The 16,852-nt window shown below is 41.1% G+C and carries 18 protein-coding genes and 1 pseudogene; 16 read left to right on the top strand and 3 right to left on the bottom strand.

The features are described from left to right. The first annotated feature begins 225 nt into the window (after positions 1 to 225). The 8 genes from QM419_RS06395 to QM419_RS06360 all read left to right on the top strand — a co-directional run bounded on the left by QM419_RS06395 (position 226) and on the right by QM419_RS06360 (position 8,264). Entirely contained in the window at positions 226 to 1,503 is a 1,278-nt protein-coding gene (locus tag QM419_RS06395) for a gamma-glutamylcysteine synthetase (RefSeq protein WP_414278254.1), read from the top strand. A gap of 74 nt (positions 1,504 to 1,577) precedes the next feature. Continuing rightward, positions 1,578 to 3,062, top strand: a complete 1,485-nt coding sequence (thrC, locus tag QM419_RS06390) for a threonine synthase (protein ID WP_414278253.1) — start codon at positions 1,578 to 1,580, stop codon at positions 3,060 to 3,062. 60 nt (positions 3,063 to 3,122) lie between these two features. Continuing rightward, positions 3,123 to 4,403: an MATE family efflux transporter gene (locus QM419_RS06385; RefSeq protein WP_414278252.1), complete on the top strand. Its 1,281-nt coding sequence runs from the start codon at positions 3,123 to 3,125 to the stop codon at positions 4,401 to 4,403. 3 nt (positions 4,404 to 4,406) lie between these two features. Continuing rightward, on the top strand, positions 4,407 to 5,021 hold the full coding sequence (locus QM419_RS06380; RefSeq protein ID WP_414278251.1) for an HAD family hydrolase: 615 nt from the start codon (positions 4,407 to 4,409) through the stop codon (positions 5,019 to 5,021). Between the two features lie 175 nt (positions 5,022 to 5,196). After that, the gene (locus QM419_RS06375) at positions 5,197 to 6,297 is read left to right on the top strand and encodes a LysM peptidoglycan-binding domain-containing protein (RefSeq protein WP_414278250.1); all 1,101 of its coding nucleotides are present in this window, start codon (positions 5,197 to 5,199) and stop codon (positions 6,295 to 6,297) included. Positions 6,298 to 6,446: 149 nt separating this feature from the next. Next, positions 6,447 to 7,310, top strand: a complete 864-nt coding sequence (locus QM419_RS06370; RefSeq protein ID WP_006151334.1) for a DUF2262 domain-containing protein — start codon at positions 6,447 to 6,449, stop codon at positions 7,308 to 7,310. Positions 7,311 to 7,465: 155 nt separating this feature from the next. Further along, positions 7,466 to 7,891, top strand: a complete 426-nt coding sequence (locus tag QM419_RS06365; protein ID WP_414278249.1) for a MarR family winged helix-turn-helix transcriptional regulator — start codon at positions 7,466 to 7,468, stop codon at positions 7,889 to 7,891. Positions 7,892 to 7,901: 10 nt separating this feature from the next. After that, positions 7,902 to 8,264: a DUF1304 domain-containing protein gene (locus QM419_RS06360; protein ID WP_414278248.1), complete on the top strand. Its 363-nt coding sequence runs from the start codon at positions 7,902 to 7,904 to the stop codon at positions 8,262 to 8,264. A 48-nt stretch (positions 8,265 to 8,312) separates the two neighbouring features. Here the strand turns inward: QM419_RS06360 and QM419_RS06355 are convergent, their stop codons facing one another. Continuing rightward, entirely contained in the window at positions 8,313 to 9,170 is an 858-nt protein-coding gene (locus QM419_RS06355) for a DUF975 family protein (RefSeq protein WP_414278247.1), read from the bottom strand. A gap of 116 nt (positions 9,171 to 9,286) precedes the next feature. Here QM419_RS06355 and tgt point away from each other — a divergent pair, with 116 nt between their 5' ends. From tgt to QM419_RS06340, 3 genes are all read left to right on the top strand, one after another. Further along, positions 9,287 to 10,429: a tRNA guanosine(34) transglycosylase Tgt gene (tgt, locus tag QM419_RS06350; RefSeq protein ID WP_016466286.1), complete on the top strand. Its 1,143-nt coding sequence runs from the start codon at positions 9,287 to 9,289 to the stop codon at positions 10,427 to 10,429. A gap of 134 nt (positions 10,430 to 10,563) precedes the next feature. Further along, entirely contained in the window at positions 10,564 to 12,381 is a 1,818-nt protein-coding gene (locus QM419_RS06345) for an acyltransferase family protein (RefSeq protein ID WP_414259746.1), read from the top strand. A gap of 117 nt (positions 12,382 to 12,498) precedes the next feature. Next, on the top strand, positions 12,499 to 12,840 hold the full coding sequence (locus QM419_RS06340; protein WP_254730067.1) for a metal-sulfur cluster assembly factor: 342 nt from the start codon (positions 12,499 to 12,501) through the stop codon (positions 12,838 to 12,840). 60 nt (positions 12,841 to 12,900) lie between these two features. Here the strand turns inward: QM419_RS06340 and ilvD are convergent, their stop codons facing one another. Further along, a complete protein-coding gene (gene ilvD, locus QM419_RS06335; RefSeq protein ID WP_414278246.1) occupies positions 12,901 to 14,604 on the bottom strand; it encodes a dihydroxy-acid dehydratase in 1,704 nt (567 codons plus the stop codon). A 185-nt stretch (positions 14,605 to 14,789) separates the two neighbouring features. On the opposite strand from ilvD, the gene QM419_RS06330 reads away from it, so the two are divergent. From QM419_RS06330 to rpmG, 4 genes are all read left to right on the top strand, one after another. Continuing rightward, positions 14,790 to 15,797, top strand: coding sequence for an SPFH domain-containing protein (locus QM419_RS06330; protein WP_049530775.1), 1,008 nt, complete (start codon positions 14,790 to 14,792; stop codon positions 15,795 to 15,797). 2 nt (positions 15,798 to 15,799) lie between these two features. After that, positions 15,800 to 16,000 (top strand): PTS ascorbate transporter subunit IIC, encoded by a 201-nt coding sequence (locus QM419_RS06325; protein ID WP_000796543.1) that lies wholly within the window; start codon positions 15,800 to 15,802, stop codon positions 15,998 to 16,000. Between the two features lie 149 nt (positions 16,001 to 16,149). Continuing rightward, positions 16,150 to 16,332 carry a 50S ribosomal protein L32 gene (gene rpmF / locus QM419_RS06320; RefSeq protein ID WP_000290417.1) on the top strand — a complete coding sequence of 61 codons (183 nt, stop codon included), beginning with the start codon at positions 16,150 to 16,152 and terminating at the stop codon, positions 16,330 to 16,332. Between the two features lie 15 nt (positions 16,333 to 16,347). Continuing rightward, positions 16,348 to 16,497 carry a 50S ribosomal protein L33 gene (gene rpmG / locus QM419_RS06315; RefSeq protein ID WP_001265622.1) on the top strand — a complete coding sequence of 50 codons (150 nt, stop codon included), beginning with the start codon at positions 16,348 to 16,350 and terminating at the stop codon, positions 16,495 to 16,497. 90 nt (positions 16,498 to 16,587) lie between these two features. On the opposite strand, the gene QM419_RS06310 is transcribed toward rpmG, so the two are convergent. Beyond that, positions 16,588 to 16,761: a FanG protein gene (locus QM419_RS06310; protein WP_414278245.1), complete on the bottom strand. Its 174-nt coding sequence runs from the start codon at positions 16,759 to 16,761 to the stop codon at positions 16,588 to 16,590. Between the two features lie 28 nt (positions 16,762 to 16,789). Here QM419_RS06310 and QM419_RS06305 point away from each other — a divergent pair. Beyond that, positions 16,790 to 16,852: pseudogene (locus QM419_RS06305) on the top strand (cadmium transporter); the annotation flags it as partial.

Here is a 16,852-nt window from a genome sequence, read left to right as displayed (position 1 = left end):
AATAAATCCTAAGAATGTAAGGGGAAAGTTTGTTTTTGAAGATATTGATATATCAATACTTTTCGAGACTTCATAAAATCTTGCATGGGAAAATTAGTATAAACCTTCAAAGTAATCACTAATTTGTAGAAAGTCGTTTTTCGGTCAAGTTCTCATAGAGTTTTTTGGTATAATATAGAAAGCAATTGATGTTTCTAGTAAGAGAATTTAGAGTGAGAGGTATGTATGTCCCCTTCTATTCAGATATTGAAAAGCCGTTATTTAAAAAATATCAAAGAAAATCCAGAACTATACATTGGGATTGAGTTGGAGTTTCCTATCGTACATACGAAAGGGAAACCCTCAGATGTTGAAGTCACCAAGGACTTGATGCGATTTTTGGTGGATGCTCTCAGTCTGGAAGTTGAAAAGGAGGACCAGGAGGGCAATCCGATTCAACTTGTAGAACCGACGAGTCAAGATCGAATTTTGTTTGAGGTTTCCTACACGACCTTGGAGTTTGCCTTTGGTAGAGCTCAGAATATCCAAGAGGTCCAAGAACGCTTTGATGCCTATATGAAGGTCATTCAGGAAAAACTAGGCGAAAAGGATCATGCTATCCAGGGGTGGGGGATTCATCCAAACTGGAGTCAGAATGACAATCGACCGGTGGCTTATCCACGCTACCAGATGCTGATGGATTACCTACATATGGGAAGTCGCCAAGAGAGAGTTAATTTGCATGACTTCCCACAATATGGAGCCTTTATCTGTGGGAGTCAAGTTCAGTTGGATGTATCGACTGCTAACTACCTACGTGTCATCAATGCTTTCACTCAGATTGAAGCAGCAAAAGCTTACTTATTTGCCAATTCTGAGTTTTCAGGAGCAGACTGGGATACTCAGATTTCACGAGATATCTTTTGGGAAGACTCTATGCATGGGATTTATCCAGAGAATGTCGGTGTCAATGCAAAACTCTTCAAAGATGAGGATGATTTCTTTGATTATCTAGACCGCTCTGCGATTTTTACAGCAGAACGAGATGGGGAAACCTACTATTTTTCTCCGATTCAAGCTAGAGATTACCTAGCTACTGATGAGATTCCTGCTTATACTCTAAATGGGAAAGAAACTCTTCTTGTTCCTCTAGAAAAGGATTTCCAAACGCACCGTAGCTACCAGTTTCAAGACTTGACAACAAGAGGCACAGTTGAATTTCGGAGTGTTTGTACACAGCCGCTAGACCGCACCTTTGCTTCAGCAGCCTTTCATCTAGGTTTGTTGGTGAATCTTGACAAGCTTGAAGCCTACCTAGAAACAGCTCCTTTCTTTGAAAGTTTTGATCGTGACTACAAGTCTTTGAGACGACAGTTTTCTAAGAAACACCTCACAGATGAAGAAACAGCTGGGATTGTCCAGTTCTCCAAAGACTTGCTAGCGATAGCAGAGCAAGGACTTGAGATGAGAGGTCAGAGTGAAACGACTTATTTAGAACCTTTGAAAGAAGAATTGGACGTATAATTTTCTTATAACGGAAGAATTTTCTGAAAAATCATGTTATAATGAATGAGACTATAGATAAAGGATAGAGATTTATGACATTAGTTTATCAATCAACGCGTGATGCGAACAATACAGTAACAGCCAGCCAAGCGATTTTGCAAGGCTTGGCAACAGATGGAGGCTTGTTTACTCCAGTGGGCTATCCAAAGGTGGACTTGGATTTTGACACATTAAAAGATGCTTCTTACCAAGAAGTGGCCAAGCTTGTCTTGTCAGCCTTCTTGGATGATTTTACATCAGAAGAGTTGGACTACTGTATCACCAATGCTTATGACAGCAAGTTTGATACACCGGCAATTGCCCCTCTTGTCAAACTCGAGGGCCAATACAACTTGGAACTTTTCCACGGATCAACCATTGCCTTTAAAGACATGGCCTTGTCTATCTTGCCATACTTTATGACAACAGCTGCCAAGAAACATGGCTTGGAAAACAAGATTGTTATCTTGACAGCGACGTCTGGAGACACCGGGAAAGCTGCCATGGCAGGATTTGCGGATGTTCCTGGAACTGAAATTATCGTCTTTTATCCAAAAGACGGTGTCAGCAAGGTGCAAGAGTTGCAAATGACCACTCAAACTGGGGACAATACCCATGTTATCGCCATTGATGGAAACTTTGATGATGCTCAAACTAACGTGAAGCATATGTTCAACGATGTGGCTCTTCGTGAAAAATTGGCAGCTAACAAGTTGCAATTTTCATCAGCTAACTCTATGAATATCGGTCGTTTAGTCCCTCAGATTGTCTATTATGTTTATGCCTATGCTCAGCTTGTTAAAACTGGCGAGATTGTGGCGGGTGAAAAAGTCAATTTCACCGTACCGACAGGAAACTTTGGAAACATCTTGGCTGCCTTTTACGCCAAACAAATCGGCCTACCAGTCGGCAAGCTAATCTGTGCTTCAAATGACAACAATGTCTTGACAGACTTCTTTAAAACTCGTGTTTATGACAAGAAGCGTGAGTTTAAGGTAACTACTAGCCCGTCTATGGATATCTTGGTATCTTCAAACTTGGAGCGTCTCATTTTCCACCTTTTGGGAAATGATGCGGTTAAGACCGCTGAACTTATGAATGCCTTGAACACTCAAGGTCAGTATGAATTGACAGACTTTGATGCAGAGATCCTTGACCTCTTTGCAGCAGAATATGCGACAGAAGCAGAAACAGCTGCAGAAATCAAGCGTGTTTACGAATCAGATTCTTATATTGAGGATCCTCATACAGCGGTTGCCTCAGCTGTTTATAAAAAATACCAAGCAGCGGCTGGTGATGCGATCAAGACAGTGATTGCATCAACAGCTAGTCCTTACAAATTCCCAGTGGTTGCGGTGGAAGCTGTAACTGGACAATTAGGTCTTAGCGACTTTGAAGCCTTGGCTCAATTAAATGAAATTTCAGGAGTAGCAGTGCCACCAGCAGTTGATGGCCTTGAAACAGCTCCAGTTCGTCACAAGACAACTGTTGCAGCAGCAGAGATGCAGACTGCAGTAGAATCTTATCTAGGACTTTAAAACAGAGGAAGTAAACTCGGTTGGGAAACTAACTGAGTTTCTTTTCATCAGGAGGAAGGATTGTTTAAGAAATATAAAGATATTCTCAACATAGCCCTGCCAGCCATGGGTGAAAATTTCTTGCAGATGCTCATGGGAATGGTGGATAGTTATCTGGTGGCCCATCTAGGTTTGATAGCCATTTCGGGTGTATCTGTAGCGGGCAATATTATCACCATTTACCAGGCAATTTTTATTGCTCTAGGAGCTGCGATTTCAAGCGTCATTTCAAAAAGTTTGGGGCAGAAGGACCAGTCTAGACTGGCCTACCATGTGACAGAAGCACTCAAAATCACCCTACTCTTGAGTTTATTTTTAGGAGCCTTGTCCATCTTTGCAGGACAAGAGATGATAGGTCTTTTGGGAACAGAAGAAGCGGTCGCTGAAAGTGGCGGACTTTACCTAGCTTTGGTCGGTGGGACAATCGTCCTCCTGGGCTTGATGACTAGTCTAGGAGCCTTGATTCGCGCCACCCATAATCCGCGCCTTCCCCTTTATGTGAGTCTTTTATCCAATGCCTTGAATATTCTCTTTTCAAGTCTAGCTATTTTTATTCTTGATATGGGGATAGCTGGTGTTGCTTGGGGGACCATTCTATCTCGTTTGGTCGGGGTTGTGATTTTATGGTCACAATTAAAACTTCCATATACGAGACCAAGGTTTGGACTGGACAAAGACTTACTGACTCTGGCTTTGCCTGCAGCGGGTGAGCGTCTCATGATGCGGGCTGGCGATGTGGTCATTATTGCCTTGGTTGTTTCCTTTGGGACGGAGGCAGTCGCGGGAAATGCTATCGGTGAAGTTTTGACTCAGTTTAACTATATGCCTGCCTTCGGTGTTGCGACAGCAACAGTCATGCAGGTAGCTCGAGCAGTCGGGGAAGATGATTGGGCAAGGGTAGACAACTTAAGTAAGCAAACTTTTTGGCTTTCTCTCTTTCTCATGTTGCCCTTAACACTTAGTATCTATGCTCTGGGAACGCCACTGAGTTATCTCTATACTAGTGATCCTGTGGCTATTGAAGCCAGTGTTATGGTGACGCTGTTCTCTCTACTGGGGACACCTATGACGACGGGAACAGTCATTTATACTGCTGTCTGGCAGGGATTGGGAAATGCTCGGCTCCCCTTTTATGCAACAAGTATCGGGATGTGGTGTGTCCGTATCGGGACAGGTTACCTGATGGGAATTGTTCTTGGTTGGGGCTTGCCTGGTATCTGGGCTGGAACGCTTTTGGATAATGGTTTTCGCTGGTTCTTCCTGCGCTATCGTTACCAAATTTATATGACATCGAAAGGATAAGAAATGCAAGAAACAGCTTTTATTTGGGATTTGGATGGAACCTTACTGGATTCTTATGAAGCAATTTTAGCAGGAATCGAGGAAACCTATCGTCAGTTTTCTCTTCCTTATGATAAGAAAGAAGTTCGAGAGTTTATCTTGGAATATTCTGTCCAGGATTTATTGGAGCAAGTGGCAAAAGAGCGAGGACTAGATGTAGGACTTCTCAATCAAGTTCGTGCTCAGAGCTTGGCTGAAAAAAATGCTCAAGTGGTTCTGATGCCAGGGGCACTTGAGGTTCTAGCTTGGGCAGATCAGCAAGGAATTCAGCAATTTGTCTATACTCATAAAGGCGAAAATGCCTTTACCATTTTACGTGCTCTAGGATTGGATTCTTATTTTACAGAAATCTTGACTAGCCAGAGCGGATTTGCCCGCAAACCAAGTCCAGAAGCAGCCACCTACCTTATCAATAAATACCATTTAAACCCAGATTGCACCTATTATATAGGCGACAGAACCTTGGATATCGAATTTGCTCAAAACAGTGGCATCCAGAGTATCAATTTCCTTGCCTCTCCCGCAGCTTGTAATCAACAGATAGAGCAATTAGAAGATATTAGCTCGCTTTCTTTCTAGAGTTTTTTAGGAAGAATGTGTCAGCTTGATGACAAGAAACTAACAAACTATTTCAAGTAATGTGATTTGTTACAACGAATGTACAGTTCTATTAAATAGCCCCAAAAGGGCTTTTTTAATTTTTTCTTTGTGTTATGATAGACAGGTACTACATTTGAAAAGGAGTTTGAATAGTATGAAGAAAAGAATTATTTTAGCATCAACAGTAGCATTATCTTTTGCCCCTGCCTTGGCAGCTCAAGCAGAGGAAATTGCGTGGTCGCCACGTACAGTAGAGCAAATTCAAAACGATCTTGCTAAAAGCGAAAATAAAACAAGTTATACAATTAAGTACGGAGATACCCTAAGTACAATTGCAGAAGCTTTGGGAGTAGACTTAAATGTCCTTGCTAACTTGAACAAGATCAGCAATATTGATTTGATTTTCCCTGAGACAGTTCTTACTACAACTGTTAACGAAGATGAAGAAGTAACAGAAGTTGAAGTATACATACCTCAAGAAAACGGTGGTGAAGGAACAACTGCAACAGCAGATTTGACAAATAACCAAGTCGCTGTTGATGACCAAACTGTACAAGTGGAAGATTTGACGCAACCAGTTGAAGAAACAGAAGTTGTAGCAGAAACAACAGATTCACAAGCTAATGAGGACGCAACAACAGAAACTGCAACGCCAGTTGAGGGAACAGTTGTAGAAGCTACTACAGAAGTTGTAACACCGGCAGAAGAACCAACAACAGAAGCTACCACTGAAGAAGTAACAGAGGCTACAACGCCTGTAGTGGAAGAAACAACAACACAAGCCACTACTGAAGCAACAACAGAAGCACAGTCAGCACCAGAAACTTACCAAGCTGAACCAAGCCAAGGCGCAGCAACTTATGCTGCACCAGCGGCTCCTGATTATGCAACGATTGCAGCTACAAAATCTGAAAATGCAGGTCTCCAACCACAAACAGCTGCATTTAAAGAAGAAGTAGCTAACTTGTTCGGTATCACATCATTTAGTGGTTACCGTCCAGGAGATCCAGGTGACCACGGGAAAGGTCTGGCCATTGACTTTATGGTTCCAGTAAGTTCAGCCCTAGGTGACCAAATTGCAGATTATGCTATCCAAAATATGGCTAGCCGTGGCATCAGTTACATCATCTGGAAACAACGTTTCTACGCACCATTTGATAGCAAATACGGACCAGCTTACACTTGGAATCCAATGCCAGACCGTGGTAGCGTAACAGAAAACCACTATGACCACGTTCACGTATCGATGAACTAAGAATAATGAGAAGTTGGGAACTTGAGTTTCCGCTTCTTTTTTTGTTATGACACACTTTATAAGTGAAATAAAATCTAAAACACGATATAATGTAAGCGGATACAAAGCTATACTAACGATTTTAAGCATAGAGCGAAAGGATGATAAGAATGACAAACCGATTAAAACCCCCATTTGAGAAAACAAGAGATGATTTTGAACAGGAATTTTGTGGTGAAATTGTCGAACTCTTGATTTTTACCCTCCAAAATGTAAATGGGGCTGCTTCTTTAAAAGATGGGTGTCTAATGCCGTCCGTTCATTTTAAAGCTAGTGTCAATGTCGAAACTCAAGACTTTTCTGAACTTGAAGGACGTTTGGAATGGCTCCTGACTCCGGAAGAATTTAAAGAAAAGCATTGGGGCTTTAGTTTTGAACCCTACAAAATTCACCGCATTAAGTGTCAAAAACGTCCCTTCATGGAGTTAGAGCCTTATATGTCAGAAGTGGCGAACAATTGCTACCGCTTGCTGGAATACCTAGATGACCAATCTACGGATGCTAGGTTAGAGACCTTGATCGAAACCTACCAGAAACCTGTTATCATTCGAGACGCTATTGGGGAGTTCACCCTAAATAGAGCCTATTCTTGGTTTGAAGGCTTCATCACCTATGAAGGCGGTAAGATTCATGCTATGTTTGATGCGGGTGCAGATGAAAGTCTTCCTCCAAGTTCTTTCGATAATTTAAAGAAATTTATGGGATCTTTCCAAGTTCAAGATGCTAAGATTAAAGACTATATCGTCAAAGAACTGTGGGAAACAGCCCAAGACTGGATTGATTCAGATGAAAATGATGTGGAGTTAACAGAAGAGTATTTTACCAACTCACTTTCCTTGAGTGAACTATCGATCAACGAAGATGGGGAGTTGACTCTCTACTATGATGATAGCGAGGAAATTTTTGCAGGCCATGCTATCGAAGTTGTCATCGATAAAGAGGGAGAAATCCTTCGAGCAGATTTGGTAGGTTAGTGCTGGATTTTATCTAGAATATAGAAATAATAGCCTTTTGGGATTGAAACCAAGAGGCTTTTTCGGAGTAAGCAAAATACTTGCAAAGTCAATTTATTTGTATTACACTTGATAAGTCAACTATTGATGAATCAATCATCAACAAGGAGGGAACAATGTCAGAAATGCATGAATTACTGTACCAGCTCCATTTAACAGATCAAACGATCACTCAACTTTTTGAGAAACAATTGGGAATTAGTTTGACCCGCTACCAAATCCTGCAGTTTTTACTGCAACAGTCACCCTGTAACCAAATTGCCGTTCAGGAGAAATTGCAAATTGATCAAGCAGCCTTGACTCGTCATTTTAAGATACTGGAGTCAGAGGGCTATGTCAGTCGCAATCGGAATCCAATCAATCAGCGAGAAGTCTTAGTTGAATTAACCCAAGAAGCCAAGAATCAACTCTTGGTCAATCCGCCTAAACATCACTTGCGAGTGAAGGAACAGATGGAGAGCATTTTGTCGACAACTGAGCAGAGAGAGCTGATAACTTTACTAACAAAACTAGTCTCAGGTTTAGAAAAAATAGAATTTTAAGGAGAAAACGATGTCAATCATTACTACTATCTTAGCAACTATCGTTGCCCTCGAGCATTTTTATATTTTTTATTTGGAAAGTATCGAAACCCAATCAGACGCAACCAGCCGTGTCTTTAATATGAACAAGGAAGAATTAGCACGACCATCTGTCACCTCACTGTTTAAAAACCAAGGAATTTACAATGCCTTGATTGGGGTGTTTCTTATTTACGGAATTTATTTCTCACATAGCTTAGAAATCGTAACAATCTTTGTTTTATTTGTCATAGGAGCAGCGACCTATGGTGCCTTAACTGCAGATAAAAAAATCATTCTCAAGCAAGGTGGACCGGCAATCTTAACGATCTTAAGTATCCTTTTCTTTAAATAAAAACAATCAGCACTCTCCATAGAAGGTGCTGGTTTTTAATAACTGGTATTAAACTTTTCTGCGTTTGATTTCAAGTAACCTTTGATAGAAGAAAATCTGGCTACTATAGATATAAGGGAAGATAGAGATACTTGCAATTCCAAAGCTTATCCAGATAAGGAGATACCATGGAAGTAGCTGTAAATCAAGGACGAAGCGTTGAAACTTATAGCCTTTCATGAGAAAGCGGCTGGTATGTAGCACACGACTTGGTTTAGCAATTCCAATTGCAAGGGTGTCACATAGGAGTAGCTCAACTTGGGAATAAGCATAGTATTGCGGAAGATAGAGAATGGTTCCCAAAATCATTACAAGGACACTACCAAAGAAGTAGAGCGCAAAAGTCAGCAGGAAGTGTTCGATATCTGGATTTGTCACGTCGACAGATGGAAATTCGGGATGAAGTTCCACAAATTTACGAGCCATGGCACTGCTATAAAAGAGCAAGTAGACTCCAAAAAGATTAGGGATGCTCCATAAAAAGAGATAGAAACGCTTGAGCAATAGAGTTAGAAATGTCTGGGTAAAGAAGCGGTTGTCAAGTAAGGACAGGCTATCTTTAAAGGAAAGCTCCATCTCAGAAATTCTGTAAAGATTAATGGTAGTAAAGAGAGCACCAGCTAGGATAATGGAGCTTGTAAATCCAACGGCAATCGGAAAGAGAGCAGACTGGATTGTGATCCCTAGAAAACTCAAGAAGGACTGCTCAAGAATGCCCCCGTCGAGCAGGGATAAAGGCCTGATGAAGCTCGATAGAATCAAGAGAATACTTGGCAATAAAAAGACAAGCAACAGACGTGGGTGTTCAGCTTGAAATTGTCTAGCCTGCTGGCGAACTTCTTTTAAATTAATTTTTGGGTACTTCATTCTTTCATTATACCATAGTTCGTGACAGTTCCTGTTTTTTTTGATAGAATCATACAGTATGCCCTTGGGCACAAAGTAAGAACTGGGACTGTCTTTCCCAGCTTCGGAGGTAAAAAATGTCAGATTCACCAATCAAATATCGATTGATTAAAAAAGAAAAACACACAGGAGCTCGTCTTGGGGAGATTATTACACCCCATGGAACTTTTCCAACGCCTATGTTTATGCCAGTAGGGACTCAAGCAACAGTTAAGACTCAGTCTCCTGAAGAATTGAAAGAGATGGGGTCGGGAATAATCCTGTCCAACACTTATCACTTGTGGCTTCGACCAGGTGACGAACTCATTGCCCGTGCTGGGGGGCTGCATAAGTTCATGAACTGGGATCAACCAATCTTAACAGATAGTGGTGGTTTCCAAGTGTATTCTCTAGCAGATAGCCGTAATATTACAGAAGAAGGTGTTACCTTCAAGAATCACCTCAATGGTTCTAAGATGTTCTTGTCACCAGAAAAGGCCATCTCTATCCAAAATAATTTAGGTTCAGACATCATGATGTCCTTTGATGAGTGCCCTCAATTTTATCAACCCTATGATTATGTAAAAAAATCAATCGAACGTACCAGTCGTTGGGCTGAACGTGGCTTGAAAGCTCACCGTCGTCCACATGACCAAGGTTTATTTGGGATTGTACAAGGGGCAGGATTTGAAGACCTTCGTCGTCAGTCAGCTCAAGACCTTGTCAGCATGGACTTCCCAGGCTACTCTATTGGTGGACTAGCCGTTGGAGAAACCCATGAGGAGATGAATGCAGTTTTGGACTTTACGACCCAACTGCTTCCTGAAAATAAACCTCGTTACTTGATGGGAGTAGGAGCGCCAGATAGCTTGATTGATGGTGTTATTCGTGGTGTTGATATGTTTGACTGTGTCTTACCGACTCGTATCGCTCGTAATGGTACTTGTATGACTAGCCAAGGACGTTTGGTTGTCAAGAATGCCCAGTTTGCTGAGGACTTCACACCACTTGATCCAGAGTGTGATTGCTACACATGTAAGAACTACACCCGTGCCTACCTTCGTCACTTGCTCAAGGCTGATGAAACCTTTGGTATCCGCTTGACAAGTTACCATAACCTTTACTTCTTGCTCAACCTCATGAAGCAGGTTCGTCAGGCTATCATGGATGATAATCTTTTGGAATTCCGTGAGCATTTTGTTGAAAAATATGGCTATAACAAGTCTGGACGTAATTTCTAAATTTAACTTAATGTCAGCTAAAAATCCTAAGTTTTATCTTAGGATTTTTCTGTTTTTTTTGATAGAATAAAGGTATTATGGATTGAAAATTAGATGGCTTTTTTGCCAATCTAATGAATGGAGAATAAACTCGTATGCGTATTAAATGGTTTTCCTTAATTAGGATTACAGGTTTGCTTTTGGTACTCTTGTACCATTTCTTTCAGACGCTTTTCCCAGGAGGTTTCTTTGGGGTTGACGTCTTCTTCACATTTTCAGGTTTTTTAATTACTTCACTATTATTAGAAGAATTTGGACAAAAAGGTAAGATTGATGTCCTAGGATTTTTTAGACGACGCTTCTATCGAATTTTTCCGCCGGTTGTTTTGATGGTCCTCGTCGTTATGCCTTTCACGTTCTTGGTTCGTCAGGATTATGTGGCAGGAATCGGTGGTCAAATTGCCGGCGTTCTTGGATTTATGACTAACTTCTATGAAATGTTGACAGGAGGAAGTTATGAATCTCAGTTTATCCCTCACCTCTTTGTTCACAACTGGAGCTTAGCTGTTGAAGTTCATTACTATATCTTGTGGGGCTTAGCAGTCTGGTTCTTGTCCAAACGAGCAAAAACAAGTGGACAACTACGAGGAATGATTTTCCTACTTTCCTCAGCGACCTTTATGATTAGCTTCCTTTCTATGTTTATTGGTAGCTTTATCGTTAGTTCCTACTCAACACTCTACTTCTCAACTTTGACTCATGTATTTCCGTTCTTCTTGGGTAGTGTGCTTGCTACCGTAATTGGGGTTCGTCATGCAACGCCACTTCTTAAACGTTTGAATAGAAGCTTGGATTTGAAGCAGACTTTGCTAGTCTTTGGAGCTGGGCTCGGAGTCTTGCTCTTATTGACTTTCTTTGTGAAATTCACTTATCTTTTTGCCTATTTACTTGGCTTCTTATTAGCAAGTTTAGCTGCACTTCTGATGATTGTTGCAGCACGACTTTTGCATGAGAAAACTCCGACAATCGAAGAACCAAAGATTATCGGTTTTTTAGCAGACACTAGCTATGCCGTCTATCTTTTCCACTGGCCGTTTTATATTATTTTCTCTCAATTGGTGGGAAATATACTAGCAGTGATTCTAACGATTATCTTCTCTTATCTTTTCGCAACCCTTTCTTTCTATGTGATTGAACCTTTGATTGCAGGGAAGTCCAGCAAACTTTTGCGGATGGCAAAAGAAATTCCTCACATCAAGCCAATCTTTGCTGGTAGTGTTGGAGTTCTTAGTTTGATTACCTTGGTCGTGATACTGATAGCTCCACAAGTAGGTGCTTTTGAAACGGATTTGATGGTTACTGGTCTCAATCAAGCCCAAACTAATATTACTCGAACAAAAACTATGGCCGATCAAGCAGAAGCAAGTCGCTACAATATAGCTGACGGTGTATCCATCATCGGAGATTCTGTCACCTTGCGTGCTTCAGATGGACTGAAAGAAATCTTACCGGATGCTCAGATTGATGGTCAAGTCAGTCGAAATACCAAACAAGCAAATGCATTGATGCTGAATTACAGTCAGAATAAAGCCTTGCCTAAAATTGTAGTCATCGCGACTGGTGTTAATAATCCTGAAGATTATAAGGCTGATTTGGATCTACTGATAACAAATCTACCTAAGGGACATCAGCTTGTCCTTGTAACTCCATACGAGGGTGATACAACGCAGGAAACGCAACCTTACGTAGAACAGTATGCAAGCTATGCGCGTGAATTGGCACAAAAGTATCCATATATTGCACTTGCAGATTGGAATCAAGTCGCCAAAGATCATCCAGATATTTGGAAAGGGACAGACCGAGTTCACTTCGGTAGTGATACCACTAAGCAGGATGAAGGCGCTAAACTTTATGCAGAAACTATTAATAATGCCGTTAAAGCTCTGGCAGACAAACCTGTCAAATCAAAATAATTAATAAAAAGTAGAGATAGAATCTCTACTTTTTTGCTTTAAACAGGATTGAGAAAAACTTGCCAAATTGTCAGAATTATGAGAAAATAGGAGCAGTCAAAAAATGGAGGGAATGCAATGAGAGAAGACATCAAGATTAATGACCGCGCTCTAACCTTGGAAGACCAAATCATTGAAGTACTCGAAAAAGTATATGATACAGATGTAGAACTAGATGTATACAATCTTGGATTGATTTATGAGATTCATTTAGATGAGGCTGGACTTTGTACGATTGTCATGACCTTCACCGATACTGCTTGTGACTGTGCAGAAAGTCTGCCGATTGAGATTGTGGCAGGTTTAAAACAAATTGATGGGATTGAGGATGTCAAGGTTGAGGTGACCTGGTCTCCTGCCTGGAAGATCACACGTATTAGTCGTTATGGGCGTATAGCTCTAGGACTTCCTCCACGATAGTTGTTCCTATTTTGAAAAACACAAAAAAAGCAAGTCTACAGTGACTTGCTTTTAATTTGCTTATTTTTTACCAGATTGTTCCATATTCCAGAAGTCTGTAACAGCACCACGTGATGCAGAAGATACGGTATGGGCATACTTACCAAGGACACCACGGCTATAGAGTGGTGGCAAGGTTGTTTCTGCCTTACGTTTTTCAAGTTCTTCTTCGGATACAGCCATAGAAATTTCTTTTGTATCTTGGTCAACTGTGACGATATCACCTGTGCGGAGGTAGGCAATTGGTCCACCGTCCTGAGCTTCAGGTGCGATATGTCCGACAACTAGACCATAAGTTCCACCAGAGAAGCGTCCGTCTGTCAAGAGGGCAACCTTGTCTCCTTGACCTTTACCAACGATCATAGAAGAAAGTGATAGCATCTCAGGCATACCAGGACCACCCTTAGGTCCAACGAAACGTACAACGACTACATCGCCATCAACGATTTCATCAGACAAGACAGCTTGGATGGCCTCTTCTTCAGAGTCAAATACCTTAGCTGGACCAACGTGACGACGAACTTTCACACCAGATACCTTGGCAACTGCACCATCAGGAGCAAGATTACCGTTCAGGATGATAAGCGGACCGTCTGCACGTTTAGGATTTTCAAGTGGCATGATGACTTTTTGACCTGGTGTCAAGTCTGCAAAATCAGCCAAGTTTTCAGCAACAGTCTTACCAGTACATGTGATACGGTCTCCGTGAAGGAATCCATTTGCCAACAAGTACTTCATAACCGCAGGCACACCACCGACTTCGTAGAGGTCTTGGAAGACATACTGACCAGAAGGTTTCAGGTCGGCCAAGTGAGGCACACGCTCTTGGATGGTATTGAAGTCCTCAAGTGACAAGTCAACATTAGCCGCATGGGCAATGGCGAGCAAGTGAAGAGTGGCGTTAGTAGAACCACCGAGAGCCATAGTAACAGTAATAGCATCTTCAAAGGCTTCACGAGTCAAGATATCAGACGGTTTGATACCGAGTTCAAGCATTTTGACGACAGCACGTCCAGCTGCTTCGATGTCTTCTTTCTTATCAGCAGATTCTGCAGGGTGAGAAGAAGAGCCTGGCAAACTCATACCCAAAACTTCGATAGCAGTAGCCATGGTGTTGGCAGTATACATACCACCACAACCACCAGGGCCAGGGCAGGCATTACATTCGAGGCGTTTGACGTCTTCAGCCGTCATATCACCGTGGTTCCATTTTCCGATTCCTTCAAATACAGAAACCAAGTCGATGTCTTTGCCATCTAGTTTTCCAGGGGCGATAGTACCACCGTAGGCGAAAATAGCTGGGATATCCATATTGGCAATGGCAATCATAGAACCAGGCATGTTCTTGTCGCAACCACCGATAGCTACAAAGGCATCTACGTTGTGGCCACCCATAGCAGCTTCGATAGAGTCCGCAATAATATCACGAGATGTCAAAGAGAAACGCATACCAGGCGTTCCCATAGCAATCCCATCAGCTACCGTAATGGTTCCAAATTGAACCGGCCAAGCACCAGCTGATTTGACACCTTCTTTTGCAAGCTTACCAAAGTCATGCAAGTGAATATTACATGGAGTGTTTTCTGCCCAGGTTGAAATGACCCCTACAATAGGTGTTTCAAAGTCTTTATCTGTCATCCCAGTTGCTCGCATCATGGCACGGTTTGGTGATTTAACCATGCTATCATAAATGCTGCTGCGGTGACGTTTATCTAATTCTGTCATTCAAGTCCCTCCCGTTTCAGTTTGTTCCATTATAGCACAATTTTCGCATGAATAACAGAAGAAAATTCTTGAATTTTCAGAAAATTCAATACATTGAAATCTTCTTAAAAAAGATTGCATTTTTTTATTGACATTTAAAATTAAAGTGATATCATTTAGATATCAAAAAACAGGAGGTCATTCTGATGACTGAAAAGCTAATCAATTCAAAACCAAATGGTGTAGTAGCGTTGATACTTATCGAGTTGGCACTCGTACTTGGTGTCTTTATATTTATCATTGGTGCTGGTTCAGAAAACATTTTTGGAATTATTATCGGTCTTTTATTAATCTTAATTTCAGTTCTAGCTCATGCTGGTTTAAAAGTTGTCAAACCTCAGGAAGCTCTGGTTTTGACCCTCTTTGGTAATTATACAGGTACCATCAAAGAACCTGGCTTTTACTTTGTCAATCCCTTCAGTATAGCAGTCAATCCTGCAAACCACACTCGACTTGGTCAAAGTGGTGATGTTAGCACAAAATCACCTTTTTCAGGGATGAAATCATCAAATGGCAATGATGTAAACATTGAAATTGGCAAGAAACAGATTTCCCTCAAAGTTATGACTTTGAGCAATTCCCGTCAAAAGATTAACGATTGTTTAGGTAACCCTGTTGAAATTGGAATCGCGGTAACTTGGAGAGTTGTCGATACAGCCAAAGCAGTCTTCAACGTTGATAACTATAAAGAATATCTCTCATTGCAGTGTGATAGCGCCCTTCGTAATATTGTCCGCATCTATCCTTATGATGTGTCCCCTAATGTAGACACTACAGGTGATGGGCAAGCAGATGAAGGAAGTCTCCGCGGTTCTAGTGAGATTGTAGCTAAGCGTATTCGTGAAGAGATTCAAAGTCGCGTAGAGGATGCTGGCTTGGAGATCCTTGAGGCACGTATTACTTACCTAGCTTATGCACCAGAAATTGCTGCCGTTATGCTTCAACGTCAACAAGCATCGGCCATTATCGATGCACGTAAAATGATTGTAGACGGCGCTGTAGGAATGGTTGAAATGGCACTGGAACGTCTTAATGAAGGAGAGTTGGTTGAACTAGATGAAGAGCGTAAAGCAGCGATGGTTTCAAATCTCCTAGTCGTTCTCTGTGGCAATCATGATGCACAACCAATTGTCAATACAGGAAGCCTTTATTAGAAATGGCAGAAGCTAAAAAAAAGCAAATCCCCCTTCGACTCTCGAATAAGTTATATGCTGCACTCGCATCATGGGCAGAAGATGACTTCCGATCAGTTAACGGGCAAATCGAATATCTTCTCACCGAATGCGTCAAACAACGAAAAAAAGACGGGAAATACGTCTCAGAAACCATTGATGAACCATTCGAGATTGACATTTAACCTATTTTCCTATCCAGAACCTTGGATAGGAAAATTTTTTTATCTTTTTTTGTCAAGTAACTTTACTTTACAAAAAAGTTTTGATATACTATTAAAGTTGATGAAAATCAAACCTAATTGAATTTATATCTTAAAAGGAGAAAAACGAAATGGCAGTACCTGCACGTCGCACTTCAAAAGCGAAGAAAAACAAACGTCGTACACACTACAAAGTAACAGCTCCATCTGTAAACTTTGACGAAACTACTGGAGATTACTCACGTTCTCACCGCGTATCACTTAAAGGATACTACAAAGGACGTAAGATCGCTAAAGCTGCATCAGCTGAATAATAGAAGGGAGATACCATGCGCGTAAATATTACACTTGAACACAAAGAATCTGGTGAACGCTTGTACCTTACTTCTAAAAACAAACGTAACACTCCAGACCGTCTTCAATTGAAGAAATACTCACCAAAACTTCGCAAACACGTTGTGTTTACAGAAGTGAAGTGAGCATTCAATACGAATCAATACATAAGAAAAACGCTTATTTTAAGCGTTTTTTCTTTTTTCCAATTTCAATACATGTCACTATATTTCAGTTCAATCTCTACCTTTTTCGCTACCTTTTTTAGATAAATATATCATCTGGATATTGAAGTTAAGCCCTGCTATCATTTCGATGGCAGGGCTTTTTAATGTTTGGTACACTACCTTCTTATCTATATTTTGATGGAGCTGAAGTTGACATCTACAAAGGTTAATGTTAGAATACATTCAAAAATATATTTGAATGAGGTGTTTTATGATTCAAAATATTGTTACTTCAATAATCCTGTATTCTGGGACAGCCGTAGACTTACTTATT

Source organism: Streptococcus infantis (assembly GCF_047464715.1).
GTDB classification, from domain to species: Bacteria; Bacillota; Bacilli; order Lactobacillales; family Streptococcaceae; genus Streptococcus; species Streptococcus infantis_S.
The sequence above is the reverse complement of the archived record's forward strand: the minus strand, read 5'-3'. Positions and strand labels throughout refer to the sequence as shown.

Excerpts from the sequence above, each read along its gene's own strand:
- QM419_RS06395 (WP_414278254.1), top strand. The coding sequence starts at position 226 with ATGTCCCCTTCTATTCAGATATTGAAAAGCCGTTATTTAAAAAATATC.
- thrC (WP_414278253.1), top strand. The coding sequence starts at position 1,578 with ATGACATTAGTTTATCAATCAACGCGTGATGCGAACAATACAGTAACA.
- QM419_RS06380 (WP_414278251.1), top strand. The coding sequence starts at position 4,407 with ATGCAAGAAACAGCTTTTATTTGGGATTTGGATGGAACCTTACTGGAT.
- QM419_RS06375 (WP_414278250.1), top strand. The coding sequence starts at position 5,197 with ATGAAGAAAAGAATTATTTTAGCATCAACAGTAGCATTATCTTTTGCC.
- QM419_RS06370 (WP_006151334.1), top strand. The coding sequence starts at position 6,447 with ATGACAAACCGATTAAAACCCCCATTTGAGAAAACAAGAGATGATTTT.
- QM419_RS06365 (WP_414278249.1), top strand. The coding sequence starts at position 7,466 with ATGTCAGAAATGCATGAATTACTGTACCAGCTCCATTTAACAGATCAA.
- QM419_RS06360 (WP_414278248.1), top strand. The coding sequence starts at position 7,902 with ATGTCAATCATTACTACTATCTTAGCAACTATCGTTGCCCTCGAGCAT.
- QM419_RS06355 (WP_414278247.1), bottom strand. The coding sequence starts at position 9,170 with ATGAAGTACCCAAAAATTAATTTAAAAGAAGTTCGCCAGCAGGCTAGA.
- tgt (WP_016466286.1), top strand. The coding sequence starts at position 9,287 with ATGTCAGATTCACCAATCAAATATCGATTGATTAAAAAAGAAAAACAC.
- QM419_RS06345 (WP_414259746.1), top strand. The coding sequence starts at position 10,564 with ATGCGTATTAAATGGTTTTCCTTAATTAGGATTACAGGTTTGCTTTTG.
- QM419_RS06340 (WP_254730067.1), top strand. The coding sequence starts at position 12,499 with ATGAGAGAAGACATCAAGATTAATGACCGCGCTCTAACCTTGGAAGAC.
- ilvD (WP_414278246.1), bottom strand. The coding sequence starts at position 14,604 with ATGACAGAATTAGATAAACGTCACCGCAGCAGCATTTATGATAGCATG.
- QM419_RS06330 (WP_049530775.1), top strand. The coding sequence starts at position 14,790 with ATGACTGAAAAGCTAATCAATTCAAAACCAAATGGTGTAGTAGCGTTG.
- QM419_RS06325 (WP_000796543.1), top strand. The coding sequence starts at position 15,800 with ATGGCAGAAGCTAAAAAAAAGCAAATCCCCCTTCGACTCTCGAATAAG.
- rpmF (WP_000290417.1), top strand. The coding sequence starts at position 16,150 with ATGGCAGTACCTGCACGTCGCACTTCAAAAGCGAAGAAAAACAAACGT.
- rpmG (WP_001265622.1), top strand. The coding sequence starts at position 16,348 with ATGCGCGTAAATATTACACTTGAACACAAAGAATCTGGTGAACGCTTG.
- QM419_RS06310 (WP_414278245.1), bottom strand. The coding sequence starts at position 16,761 with ATGTATTCTAACATTAACCTTTGTAGATGTCAACTTCAGCTCCATCAA.